The following is a 12,927-nucleotide window of genomic DNA, read 5'->3' on the forward strand; positions in this document are numbered from 1 at the left end:
CCCGACGGGCGCGCCGCATGCGCCCCTACCCGGAAAGCTGCGAGAGAATCCGCGGGAGAACCCGCGTTGCCCGCCCGCATTGCACTGCACTATCCTGAAAAACTGCGCCAGATCCGGCCAACGGCTGCACCATCAGCACGGGAGGAAGGTAGTCATGCGTTACCGCGATTTTCACCGCGAGTCGGTCGCGAACCCCGACGACTTCTGGCGCCGCGAGGCCGGGCGCATCCATTGGGAAACGCCGTTCGACCAGGTGCTCGACCGCTCGAACCCGCCGTTCGCGCGCTGGTTCTGCGGCGGCCGCACGAACCTGTGCTTCAACGCCGTGGACCGCCATCTCGCGTCGCGCGCGCAACAAAACGCGCTCGTCTACGTTTCGACCGAGACCGGCATCGAGCGGCGCTACACCTACGCCGACCTGCACGCCGAAGTGAACCGCATGGCCGCCGTGATGCGCTCGCTCGGCGTCGCGCGCGGCGAGCGCGTGCTGATCTATCTGCCGATGATTCCCGAAGCCGTGTTCGCCATGCTCGCCTGCGCGCGCCTCGGCGCGATCCACTCGGTGGTGTTCGGCGGCTTCGCCGCGCCGAGCCTCGCCGCGCGCATCGACGACGCGAAGCCCGTGCTGCTCGTGACTGCCGACGCCGGCGCGCGTGGCGGCAAGGTGATCGACTACACGCCGCTCGTGGACGAAGCCATGGCGCGCGCCGAATACGCGCCGCCCAAGGTGCTGCTGATCGACCGCCAGCTCGCGCCCGAGCGGCTGAACGCGCCCTATCTCGTCGACTACGAGCCGCTGCGCGAGCAGCATTACGACGTGCAGATTCCCTGCGAATGGCTCGAATCGAACGAGCCTTCGTACATCCTCTACACCTCGGGCACGACGGGCAAACCCAAGGGCGTACAGCGCGACGTAGGCGGCTACGCGGTGGCGCTCGCGGCATCGATGGAATACATCTTCGAGGGACGCGCCGGCGACACCATGTTCACGGCGTCGGACATCGGCTGGGTGGTGGGTCACAGCTACATCATCTATGCGCCGCTGCTCGCGGGCATGACCACGGTGATGTACGAAGGCACGCCGGTGCGCCCCGACGGCGGCATCTGGTGGCGCCTCGTCGAGCAGCACCACATCAACCTGATGTTCACGGCGCCGACGGCCATACGCGTGCTCAAGAAGCAGGACCCGGCGCTGCTGCACTGCGCCGATCTGTCGAGCCTGCGCACGCTCTTTCTCGCGGGCGAACCGCTCGACGAGCCCACGGCCGCATGGATCTCCGATGCACTCGGCAAACCCGTCGTCGACAACTACTGGCAGACCGAAACCGGCTGGCCGATGCTGGCGATCCAGCGCGGCGTCGATCCGCTGCCGCAAAAGCTCGGCTCGCCGGGCGTGCCCTGCTACGGCTACGACCTCGTGCTGCGCAACGAACATACGGGCGAGCCCTGCGCGCAGGGCGAGAAAGGCGTGATCACGCTCAGCTACCCGTTGCCGCCCGGCTGCATGCAGACCGTGTGGGGCGACGACGCGCGCTTCGTGAAAACGTACTGGGACAGCGTGCCCGGCCAGCAGGTGTATTCGACCTTCGACTGGGGCGTGCAGGACAGCGACGGCTACGTGACGATCCTCGGCCGCACCGACGACGTGATCAACGTGGCCGGCCATCGTCTCGGCACGCGAGAGATCGAAGAGGCGATCTCGTCGCATGCGGCAGTCGCGGAAGTGGCCGTGGTGGGTGTGAACGACGCGGTGAAGGGTCAGGCGGCGCTGGCGTTCGTCGTGCTGCGCGACGCGAATGCGGCCGCCAGTCCCGCCGATGCACAGAAGCTCGCGGCTTCGCTCACCGCGACGGTGGACCGTCAGCTCGGCGCGATCGGCCGGCCCGCGCGCGTGCACTTCGTGCCGATGCTGCCCAAGACGCGCTCCGGCAAGCTATTGCGCCGCGCGATCGCGGCGCTCGCCGAAGGGCGCGACCCGGGCGACCTGCCGACCATCGAGGATGCCTCGGCGCTGCAGTCGATTCGCGAGGCGGTCAGCGCAGGCGGCAGCTGAGGCCTGCGCGTACGCCCGCTCAGCGTGCGAGCGGGCGGTAGGCGGCCAGGAAGCGCTTGAGGATGCCCGTCGAGTACGTGCCTGCGATATCGGTGAGGAAGCTCGAGAACGAGGTGCTCGCGTGCTCGTCGGCGGTATCGGAGATCGTGCGCACGATCGCGCACGGCACGTCGTACTCGTGGCAGACCTGGGCGATCGCGGCGCCTTCCATCTCGACGGCGAGTGCATCGGGCAGCAGCGCGCGCAGTGCGCCCACGGCCGCCGCGCTCGCCACGAACTGGTCGCCGCTGATCACGAGCCCGCGATGCACCTGTGGCAGCGCGGTCTCGAGGCGCGGCAGCGCGGCCTTGAAGCGCGCGGTCAACTCCGGCCCCTCCTCCGCGATGAAACGCTCGCACGCCGCGGCGAGCGCCTGCGCCAGCGCATGATCGGCATCGAAGCGCGAGCGCGCGAGCAGCGGAATCTCGTGGCGCGGGAACAGCGGCTCGGCGTTCATGTCGTGCTGGAGCAGCGTTTCGCCCACCACCACGTCGCCCACGTGGACGCCCGAGCCCACGCCGCCGGCGACGCCCGTGAAGACGATCGCTTCCACATCGAACGCATGGATCAGCGCGCTCGCGGTGGCGGCGGCCGCCACCTTGCCGACGCGCGCGAGCGTCACCACGCACGGCGCGCCGTGCACGGTGCCGAGGTGATAGTCACGCCGGCCGAACGTGCGCGTCACGACACCCGATTCGGCCTGCATGGCCGCGATCAGATCGCCGAGTTCCTGGGGCAGCGCGGCGAGCACGCCGAGCGGGCGGGCGGCACTGCCGCTCGCTTGGGTCGAGAGGTTCATCTTCGAATGATTTCCGTCTGGGTCGTTTGAGGCTGACTCGTGCTCACTCCACCGGCTGCAGCTTGGCCACCGCCAGCGCGAGCCATTTCTCGCCGTGCCGCTTGAAGCGCACCTGCGCCTTGGCGTCGGTGCCGCTGCCTTCGAGCGCCGTGATCGTGCCTTCGCCGAACTTCGTGTGGAACACGCCCTGGCCCACCCGGAAACCCGTCTCGGCGGCGCGCTGCTCGTTGGCGAACGCGGGTGCCGGGCTCTTGTCGGCGATATAGGCGTCGCGCTCGCGACGGCCGCCTTCGCTGCCGCCACTGCCGCCGCCCGGACGCGCGAACCAGTCGCGGCCCCAGCCGGCGTTGTCGGAACGCCCGCCCCAGCGCGCGCCCGCCTCGACCTTGGGCGTGAGCCACTTGAGCGATTCCTGCGGCAGCTCGTCGAAAAAGCGCGAGCGCACGTTGTAGCGCGTCTGGCCGTGCAGCAAGCGGCTCTGCGCGAACGAGATATAGAGCCGCTCCTTCGCACGCGTGATCGCCACGTACATCAGGCGGCGCTCTTCTTCGAGGCCGTCGGCCTCCATCGCGCTGTTCTCGTGCGGGAACAAGCCCTCTTCGAGACCGGTGATGAAGACCGCCGTGAATTCGAGGCCCTTCGCCGCGTGTACCGTCATCAGCTGCACGGCGTCCTGGCCTGCCTGCGCCTGGTTGTCGCCGGCTTCGAGCGACGCATGCGAGAGGAAGCCCGCGAGCGGCGTCATGACGTCGGGGTTCTGCGCGGGGTCGGTGATCGTGGGCGCGTCGAGCACTTCGATCTCGCCGTCCTGCGAGACGATCTCGGGCACCGCGCTCGCGCCCGGGCGCAGCGGAATCGAGCGCGCGGGCGTGTCGAGGCCGTAGCCCTCTTCGCTCACGAACGCCGTGGCCGCGGTCACGAGTTCCTGCAAGTTCTCGAGGCGATCCTGGCCTTCACGCTCGTTCTGATAGAACTCGGCGAGACCGCTCATGCGCACGGTGTATTCGACCGTTTCCGGCAGGCTCATCTGCGCGGTCTCGGCGCGCATCTTCGCGACCAGACTGGCGAACGAACCGAGGCTCGTGCCCGCCTTGCCCGTGACGTACGGAATGGCCGCGGCCATCGAGCAGTTGTAGAGGCGCGCGGCATCCGCCAGCTGCTCGATCGAGCGCGCGCCGATGCCGCGCGTGGGGAAATTCACGACGCGCGCGAACGCCGTGTCGTCGTTCGGATTGTCGATGAGACGCAGATACGCCAGCGCATGCTTCACTTCCTGACGCTCGAAGAAGCGCAAGCCGCCATACACCTTGTACGGCACGCCCGCGTTCACGAGCGTGTGCTCGATCGTGCGCGACTGCGCGTTGCTGCGATAGAGAATGGCGATCTCGTTGCGCGCGAGCCCCTGGTTGATGAGCGCGCGAATTTCCTCGACGATCCAGCCGGCTTCCTGCGAGTCGGTGGCCGCTTCGTACACGCGCACCGGCTCGCCGTGACCCGCATCGGTGCGCAGGTTCTTGCCCAGACGCCGCGAGTTGTGCGCGATCAGGTAGTTGGCCGCATCGAGAATATGGCCGTGCGAACGGTAGTTCTGCTCCAGCTTGATCATGTGCTTCACGCGGAACTCGTTCTCGAAGTCGCGCATGTTGCCGACGTTCGCGCCGCGGAACGCATAGATCGACTGGTCGTCGTCGCCCACCGCGAAGATCGCGTTGCCCGGCCCTGCGAGCAGCTTGAGCCACGCGTACTGGAGCTTGTTGGTGTCCTGGAACTCGTCGACCAGGATGTCGCGAAAGCGCCCCTGATAGTGCGCGCGCAGCGGCGGGTTGTACGCAAGCAGCTCGTAGCAGCGCAGCAGCAGCTCCGCGAAATCGACCACGCCTTCGCGCTGGCACTGCTGGTCGTAGGCTTCGTAGAGTTCGACGAACTTGCGGTTGAAGTCGTCGCTCACATCCACGTCTTTCGGACGCAGGCCCTGCTCCTTCGCGTTGTTGATGAAGTACTGCAGGTTCTTGGGCGGGTACTTCTCGTCGTCGACGTTCAGGCCCTTCATCAGACGCTTGATGGCCGAGAGCTGGTCCGCGGTGTCGAGGATCTGGAAGGTTTGCGGCAGGCCGGCGTCGCGGAAATGCGCGCGCAGCATGCGGTTGCACAGGCCGTGGAACGTGCCGATCCACATGCCGCGCGTGTCGATGGGCAGCAGCGCCTGGAGGCGCCCCATCATTTCGCGCGCGGCCTTGTTCGTGAAGGTCACGGCGAGGATGGTCGAGGGCGAGGCCATGCCCTGCTGGATCAGCCACGCAATACGCGTGATCAGCACGCGCGTCTTGCCGCTGCCGGCCCCGGCCAGAATGAGCGCCGGTTCGTTGGGCAACGTGACGGCGGCGAGTTGTTCGGGGTTCAGGTTCGCGAGCAGTTCGGGCATGGGCTGAAAAGGAGCGTGACCCCAGGGCGGGACCCCGGGGACGTGGCGCGCGGCACAGGCGCGCCGTCGTTGAATGGCAGACCGCCATTATAAGTGCGCACGCACGCGGCGGCTTGGGCGACCCGGGCACGGCGCGGCTCGCGCGCGGAACGCCCGCACGACGGCCCGCACTACAGCGCGCACCAAGGCCCGCCCATCGCCCCAGCGCGGCTGACGCGTCGGCTCCGGCAGGACTTCCCCTTATAATCGAACGTTTCCGCATCCTTTTTTCGGCAGATTCCACCCATGAGCGACAGCACGCTAGCGAAAAGCTTCGAGCCCCAGACGATCGAGGCCCACTGGGGCCCCGAATGGGAGCGTCGAGGCTACGCCGCCGCGACCTTCGAGCCCGGCCGCAACAACTTCTCGATCCAGTTGCCGCCGCCCAACGTCACCGGCACGCTGCACATGGGGCACGCGTTCAACCAGACGATCATGGACGGCCTCGCGCGCTACCACCGCATGCTCGGCGACAACACGCTGTGGGTGCCGGGCACGGACCACGCGGGCATCGCCACGCAGATCGTGGTCGAGCGCCAGCTCGACGCGCAGAAGATCTCGCGCCACGACCTGGGCCGCGAAAAGTTCGTCGAGCGCGTATGGGAATGGAAGCAGCAGTCGGGTTCGACCATCACGGGCCAGGTGCGCCGTCTGGGCGCCTCGATCGACTGGTCGCGCGAGTACTTCACGATGGACGACAAGATGTCGACCGCCGTGCGCGACGTGTTCGTGCGCCTCTATGAACAGGGCCTGATCTACCGCGGCAAGCGCCTCGTGAACTGGGACCCGGTGCTGGGCACCGCCGTTTCGGATCTCGAAGTCGTGAGCGAAGAGGAAAACGGCAACCTGTGGCACCTGCGCTATCCGCTCACGGACGGCTCGGGCCACCTCACGGTCGCGACCACGCGCCCGGAAACCATGCTCGGCGACACGGCCGTGATGGTCCACCCGGAAGACGAGCGCTACGCGCACCTGATCGGCAAGACCGTGAAGCTGCCGCTCGCGGACCGCGAGATCCCGATCATCGCCGACGAATACGTGGACCGCGAGTTCGGCACGGGCGTCGTGAAGGTCACGCCCGCGCACGACTTCAACGACTACCAGGTGGGCCTGCGCCACGGCCTGCCGATGATCGAGATCCTCACGCTCGACGCCAAGGTCAACGACAACGCACCTGAAAAGTACCGCGGCCTCGACCGCTTCGAGGCGCGCAAGCAGGTCGTGGCCGACTTCGAGGCGCTCGGCCTGCTCGACTCGGTCCAGCCGCACAAGCTGATGGTGCCGCGCGGCGACCGCACGGGCGTCGTGATCGAGCCGATGCTCACGGACCAGTGGTTCGTCGCGATGACGAAGCCCGCGCCCGAAGGCACCTTCAACCCCGGCAAGTCGATCACCGAAACCTCGCTCGACGTGGTGCGCAGCGGCCAGATCAAGTTCGTGCCGGAAAACTGGACCACGACGTACTACCAGTGGCTCGAGAACATCCAGGACTGGTGCATCTCGCGCCAGCTCTGGTGGGGCCACCAGATCCCGGCGTGGTACGGCGAAAACGGCGAGATCTTCGTCGCGAAGAGCGAGGAAGAAGCGCGCGCGCAGGCCGAAGCCAGGGGCTACACGGGCGCACTGAAGCGCGACGAAGACGTGCTCGACACGTGGTTCTCGTCGGCGCTCGTGCCGTTCTCGTCGCTCGGCTGGCCTGCGGATACGCCTGAACTGAAGGCCTTCCTGCCCTCCTCAGTGCTGGTCACGGGCTTCGACATCATCTTCTTCTGGGTGGCGCGCATGGTCATGATGACCACGCACTTCACCGGCAAGGTGCCGTTCGACACGGTGTACGTGCACGGCCTCGTGCGCGACGCCGAAGGCCAGAAGATGTCGAAGAGCAAGGGCAACACGCTCGACCCGATCGATATCGTCGACGGCATCGGCCTCGAAGCGCTGGTCGCGAAGCGCACCACCGGCCTCATGAATCCCAAGCAGGCCGCGACCATCGAAAAGAAGACGCGCAAGGAGTTCCCGGAGGGCATTCCGGCGTTCGGCACCGACGCGCTGCGCTTCACGATGGCTTCCATGGCCACGCTCGGCCGCAACGTGAACTTCGACCTCGCGCGCTGCGAAGGCTATCGCAACTTCTGCAACAAGCTCTGGAACGCCACGCGCTTCGTGCTGATGAACTGCGAAGGCCACGACTGCGGTTTCAGCAAGCCGGGCGCATGCCAGCCGGGCGATTGCGGCCCTGGCGGCTACACGGACTTCTCGCAGGCCGACCGCTGGATCGTCTCGCTCCTGCAGCGCGTGGAAGCCGAAGTCGCGAAGGGCTTCGCGGACTATCGCTTCGACAACGTGGCCAACGCCATATACAAGTTCGTCTGGGACGAATACTGTGACTGGTATCTGGAACTGGCGAAGGTGCAGATCCAGACGGGTACGCCCGAGCAGCAGCGCGCCACGCGCCGCACGCTGCTGCGCGTGCTGGAAACGGTGTTGCGCCTCGCGCACCCGGTGATTCCGTTCATCACCGAAGCGCTGTGGCAGAAGGTGGCGCCGCTCACCGACGCGTACCCCGAGGGTGTCGCCGAAGGCGCAGCATCGATCATGGTGCAGCGTTACCCGGTCGCGGAAGCCAAAAAGATCGACGAAGCCGCGGAACAGTGGGCCGCCGACCTGAAGGCCGTGATCGACGCGTGCCGCAACCTGCGTGGCGAAATGGGCCTCTCGCCCGCCACCAAGGTGCCGCTGCTCGCCACGGGCAATGCCGAGCGCCTCGCGACGTTCGCGCCCTATGCACAGGCGCTTGCAAAGCTTTCGGAGGTCCAGATCATCGCCGACGAAGCGACGCTCGATGCGGCCTCGGCAGGCGCGCCAGTTGCTATCGTAGGGACGGACAAGCTCGTGCTGAAGGTGGAGATCGACGTAGCCGCCGAACGCGAACGCCTGTCGAAGGAAATCGCCCGCCTCGGCAATGAGGTAACGAAGTGCAAGGCGAAGCTCGGAAACGAGAGTTTCGTAGCAAAAGCACCGCCCGCAGTCGTTGAGCAGGAGCAGAAAAGACTGGCAGAATACCAGGCAACGCTGGACAAGCTGACCGCGCAACTCGCGCGGTTGCCGGCCTGAGCGCCATACCGGCCAAAGGCTGTAACGCGTGACGCCGCACCCGCGGCGTCACACGAGCACCAGGACAGGGACAAAAGACATGCTGAAAGTGACAAAGGCGGTATTCCCGGTAGCGGGCCTCGGCACGCGCTTCCTTCCGGCCACGAAAGCCAGCCCGAAGGAAATGCTGCCCGTGGTCGACAAGCCGCTCATCCAGTACGCGGTCGAAGAAGCCGTGGCTGCGGGCATCACTGAAATGATCTTCGTGACCGGGCGCAGCAAGCGCGCGATCGAGGACCATTTCGACAAGTCATATGAGATCGAGGCCGAACTCGAAGCGCGCGGCAAAGCCAAGCTGCTCGAACTGGTGCGCAACATCAAGCCGAACAACGTCGACTGCTTCTACGTGCGTCAGCCCGAGGCGCTCGGCCTTGGTCACGCCGTGCTGTGCGCGGAAAAGCTCGTGGGCGACAACCCGTTCGCCGTGATTCTCGCGGACGACCTGCTCTACGGCACGCCGCCCGTCATGCAGCAGATGGTCGAAGTGTTCGACCACTACCATAGCTCGGTGCTCGGCGTGGAAGAGATCCCGCCCTCGGAAACGCGCTCGTACGGCATTGTCGACGGCAAGGAGTGGGAAGACTCGATCGTCAAGCTCTCGGGCATCGTCGAGAAGCCGGCGCCTGAAGTCGCACCGTCGAACCTCGGCGTGGTCGGCCGCTACGTGCTCAAGCCGCGCATTTTCGAGCATCTGAAGTCGATCAAGCCGGGCGCGGGCGGCGAGCTGCAGCTCACCGACGCGATCCAGTCGCTGCTCGCCGACGAACAGGTGCTCGCCTACAAGTACCACGGCACGCGCTTCGACTGCGGCAGCAAGCTCGGCTACCTGAAGGCGACGGTGGAGTTCGCGCTGCGTCATCCGGAAGTCGGCGCGGATTTCGACGAGTATCTGCGTACGCGCAAACCGGTGCTGGAAGGCTAAGGCGCCCCCGGTTGAGACCTTCCGCTGTGCGCAAATGAAAATGGCCCGCATTCTCATGCGGGCCATTTTTTATCTGCCGATGCGCTTAGCGCCGGCGCATCAGGAACACGAACGTCTTGTCCTGCTGCGAGCTTTCCACGATCTCGTTGCCGGTTTGCTTCGCGAAGGCGGCGAAATCGCGCTGCGAGCCTGGATCGGTCGCGAGGACCTTGAGGATCTGGCCGCTTTCCATGTCGGCGAGCGCCTTCTTGGCGCGCAGGATCGGCAGCGGGCAGTTCAGCCCGCGCGCATCCACTTCCTTGTGAACCTGAATCTGCATCGGGGTTGGATCCTTCGGTGGCGCACCGTCACGGCGTGAGACGGCGCTGGCAATAGCGTCGATTTTACCGCAGCCACGCCAGCCCCCGCTTGCGTCCCGATCACGGCACGGCTGACAGCGTGACCGCCGCCCCCGTATGCAGCGATTCGCGCAGCGCCTGGCCGATGCGCGTGGCCTCCAGGGCGTCTTCGAGCGTCGCGCCGAGGCTCCCCTTCTGCGCGCCGCCCGCCTTGCGCGCCGCGACTTCCGCGACGAACGCCTGCGCTTCGATCAGGAACGCCTCTTCGAAACGGTCGAAGAACGTGGGTGTGCATACGCTGCGCACGCCGGTCGAATCGTAGACATCGACGCGATTCGCGCGCGGGATGCGGCCGATCGCCAGCGCGCCCGCCGTGCCGATCACCTCGCTCGACGTGTCGTTGCCGTGCGCCATCGTGCGCGAGGCGTAGAACATCGCGAGACGGCCGCCCTCGAACTCGCAGATCGCCACGCCGTTGTCCACGTCGCCCGATTCGCGCAGGCCTTCGTGCAGCGCGATCGCGCCCGCGGCGTACACCCGCGTGGCGCGCGGCTTGCCGAGCAGCCAGCGCGCGACGTCGATGTCGTGGACCGTGCAGTCGAGAAAAATGCCGCCCGAAGTCGGCGCAAAGCGCACGAAAAAGCCTTCGGGATCGTTGAGATCGCAGGTCTGCGAGCGCACCAGGAACGGCTTGCCGATCGCGCCCGCCTGCACTTTTGCGTAGGCATCCTGATAACTCGGATCGAAGCGGCGCATGAAGCCGATGGTGACCTGCCGGTCGGTATGACGACGCGACACATCGACCACCCGCTCGCATTCGGTCACGTCGAGCGAGAGCGGCTTCTCGCAGAACACGTGCTTGCCCGCTTCGAGCGCCTGCACGATCTGCTCGGCGTGCAATGCCGAAGGCGTGACGAGCCACACGGCATCGACCGATTGATCGGCCAGCAAATCGGCATACTCGCCGTACAGCCGCGCGGCGGGCAGCGCCTCGCGCGCCCATGCGAGATCCGCGTCGAGCGGACTGCACGCGGCCACGAGCGTTGCACCCGGCACGCGATACGCCAGGTTCTGCGCATGCCGCCGCCCCAACCTCCCCAGTCCCGCCACGCCCACGCGCAACGGCTGGGCACGATCGATTGCCTGCATCCTTGCTCTCCTCGCTTGATCCGCACTTGATCCGCGCTCGATTCGCGCTCGATCCGTTTCAGTCGCCCAGCGTCACCACCCGGCCCTCGCGCCACGACAGCGAGGCGGCTTCGGCCAGCTCCAGCGCCTTCAGGCCGTCCGCGACCGAGGTGCGCACCGGCACGCCCTGCGTCACCGCTTCGTGAAAGTGCGCCATTTCGCGCGCGTAGGCCGCGCGATAGCGCTCGAGGAAGAACGCCTCCGGCACGTCCTGCGCGACAGCAGTCTTCGACCACGCCACCACTTCGGTCGGCTTCATGTTGCCCGCCTGCAGCATGCCCTCGCTGCCGAGCACCTCGAAGCGCTGGTCGTAGCCATAGGCCGCGCGCCGCGCCGTGTTGATCTGGCAGAGACGCCCGCGTTTCGTGCGGATCGTCACGGCCGTCGAATCGATGTCGCCCGCGTCGGCAATCGCCGGATCGGACAGGCAGCTGCCCGTGGCGTGCACGCTCAGCGCTTCGTCGTCGAGAATCCAGCGGAAGATGTCGAAGTCGTGGATCAGCATGTCCTTGAAGATGCCGCCCGAGTGCTTGATGTACTCCACCGGCGGCGCGCCCGGATCGCGGCTCGTGACGATCAGCATTTCCGGCGTGCCGATCTCGCCTGCGTCGAGGCGCGTCTTGAGCGCGGCGAAGGTGGGATCGTAGCGGCGCTGAAAGCCGATCATGGCCACGACGCCCGCGCGCTGAACGGCTTCAGCACAGGCGCGCGCGCGCTCGATGGTCAGGTCGACGGGCTTTTCGCAGAAGATATGCTTGCCCGCGGCGGCCGACTTGAGGATCAGTTCGGCGTGCGTATCGGTGCTCGAGCAGATCACCGTGGCGCCGATCGAAGCGTCGCCGAACGCGGCGTCCACATCCACGACCTGCGCACCGTGCTGTGCGGCAAGCGCGGCGGCCGCTTCGCGATTGACATCGATCACGTACTTCAGACGCACGCCCGGCTGGCGCGCGAGATTGCCCGCATGAATGCGGCCAATGCGCCCCGCGCCGAATACCGCCACATCCAGCGTTGTCGCTGCGCCGCTTGCTGCACTAGTCATCGTATCCTCCGGTGTCGGTCGATTCTTCCACGTTGAGTTCGAGCCGGTACGCGAGCGCAATGAAGAGCGCCTGGCACAGGCAAAAGGTGCTGGTGAGCGAGCGGAACGCGAACGCGCTCCCCTCCTTCACATAAAGCTGCGCGTTCGCGTGGCGCGCGAGCGGCGAGAGCTGGCTGTCCGTGATGACAAGTGTTTTAGCGTGATGCTGCTGCGCCACGCGCAGGCAGTACTGCGTTTCTTTGCCATAGGGCGCGAAGCTGATGGCGATCACCACGTCGCCCTTCTTCACGCCGCGAATCTGTTCGTGATACATGCCGCCGAGCCCCGAGACGAGATGCACGCGTTTGCGCGTGTGCTGCAGGGCATAGACGATGTAGCTCGCCACCGGAAACGAGCGGCGCACGCCGATCACGTAGATGTTGTCCGCCTGCTCGAGCATCTTCACGGCCTCGTCGAACTGCGCGCCGTCGAGGCCGGCTTCGAGTTCATCGAGCCCGCTGCGGCACGCGCCGATGAACTCGCGCGCCACGGCGCCGCCCATGTCCGGGCTCGCCTCGCCCTCCTTGGCGTCGATCAGCTGGCGAATGCGCTGCTGATAGCTCGTGGCCGAGGCGCCCTGCCCCGCATAGGCCTGGCGGAACACGGCCTGCAGGTCGGAGAAGCCCGAGAAGCCGAAGCGCTGCGCAAAGCGCACCACTGCCGAAGGATGCACGCCACAGCTCGCGGCAATGTCGCTCGTGCGGTCCATCATCACGCTCGCGCGGTGCTGCTCGATGTAGGTCGCGATGCTTTTCAGCTGACGCGGCAGCGCCTCGTAATCGTGCGCGATGCGCTGCATCAATTCGTCTACGCCCGCTACGGCGTCGGTTGTGTCATCCGCCATGATGGTTTTCCCCGGCTGGTTGCCGCACTGCCGCAAAGCCTTACCAGGC

9 protein-coding genes are annotated in these 12,927 nt (G+C 66.6%); 3 read left to right on the forward strand and 6 right to left on the reverse strand.

Annotated features, from left to right (window positions below; translation table 11 throughout):
- Window positions 1-154 precede the first annotated feature (154 nt).
- On the forward strand, window positions 155-2,053 hold the full coding sequence (locus tag AB4Y35_RS34765; protein WP_368707950.1) for a propionate--CoA ligase: 1,899 nt from the start codon (window positions 155-157) through the stop codon (window positions 2,051-2,053).
- A 19-nt stretch (window positions 2,054-2,072) separates the two neighbouring features.
- Here the strand turns inward: AB4Y35_RS34765 and AB4Y35_RS34770 are convergent, their stop codons facing one another.
- Both AB4Y35_RS34770 and AB4Y35_RS34775 read right to left on the reverse strand, forming a co-directional pair.
- Window positions 2,073-2,891: a 5'-methylthioadenosine/adenosylhomocysteine nucleosidase gene (locus tag AB4Y35_RS34770; protein ID WP_342924572.1), complete on the reverse strand. Its 819-nt coding sequence runs from the start codon at window positions 2,889-2,891 to the stop codon at window positions 2,073-2,075.
- A gap of 43 nt (window positions 2,892-2,934) precedes the next feature.
- Window positions 2,935-5,313 (reverse strand): UvrD-helicase domain-containing protein, encoded by a 2,379-nt coding sequence (locus AB4Y35_RS34775; protein WP_342924573.1) that lies wholly within the window; start codon window positions 5,311-5,313, stop codon window positions 2,935-2,937.
- Between the two features lie 285 nt (window positions 5,314-5,598).
- Between AB4Y35_RS34775 and AB4Y35_RS34780 the strand changes: the two genes are divergently transcribed.
- Window positions 5,599-8,466, forward strand: coding sequence for a valine--tRNA ligase (locus tag AB4Y35_RS34780; protein WP_368707951.1), 2,868 nt, complete (start codon window positions 5,599-5,601; stop codon window positions 8,464-8,466).
- Between the two features lie 79 nt (window positions 8,467-8,545).
- A complete protein-coding gene (gene galU / locus AB4Y35_RS34785) occupies window positions 8,546-9,427 on the forward strand; it encodes a UTP--glucose-1-phosphate uridylyltransferase GalU (RefSeq protein WP_028208043.1) in 882 nt (293 codons plus the stop codon).
- An 85-nt stretch (window positions 9,428-9,512) separates the two neighbouring features.
- Here the strand turns inward: galU and AB4Y35_RS34790 are convergent, their stop codons facing one another.
- The 4 genes from AB4Y35_RS34790 to AB4Y35_RS34805 all read right to left on the reverse strand — a co-directional run bounded on the left by AB4Y35_RS34790 (window position 9,513) and on the right by AB4Y35_RS34805 (window position 12,878).
- A complete protein-coding gene (locus AB4Y35_RS34790; RefSeq protein ID WP_028208042.1) occupies window positions 9,513-9,740 on the reverse strand; it encodes a sulfurtransferase TusA family protein in 228 nt (75 codons plus the stop codon).
- Between the two features lie 106 nt (window positions 9,741-9,846).
- Window positions 9,847-10,914, reverse strand: coding sequence for a Gfo/Idh/MocA family oxidoreductase (locus AB4Y35_RS34795; protein ID WP_368707952.1), 1,068 nt, complete (start codon window positions 10,912-10,914; stop codon window positions 9,847-9,849).
- A 58-nt stretch (window positions 10,915-10,972) separates the two neighbouring features.
- Window positions 10,973-11,995: an inositol 2-dehydrogenase gene (iolG, locus tag AB4Y35_RS34800; protein WP_368707953.1), complete on the reverse strand. Its 1,023-nt coding sequence runs from the start codon at window positions 11,993-11,995 to the stop codon at window positions 10,973-10,975.
- Window positions 11,988-12,878, reverse strand: a complete 891-nt coding sequence (locus tag AB4Y35_RS34805) for a MurR/RpiR family transcriptional regulator (RefSeq protein ID WP_342924577.1) — start codon at window positions 12,876-12,878, stop codon at window positions 11,988-11,990. Before AB4Y35_RS34805 ends, iolG begins: the two co-directional genes overlap by 8 nt.
- Between the last annotated feature and the right edge of the window lie 49 nt (window positions 12,879-12,927).

The organism is Paraburkholderia sp. EG286A (assembly GCF_040965375.1).
Lineage (GTDB): Bacteria > Pseudomonadota > Gammaproteobacteria > Burkholderiales > Burkholderiaceae > Paraburkholderia.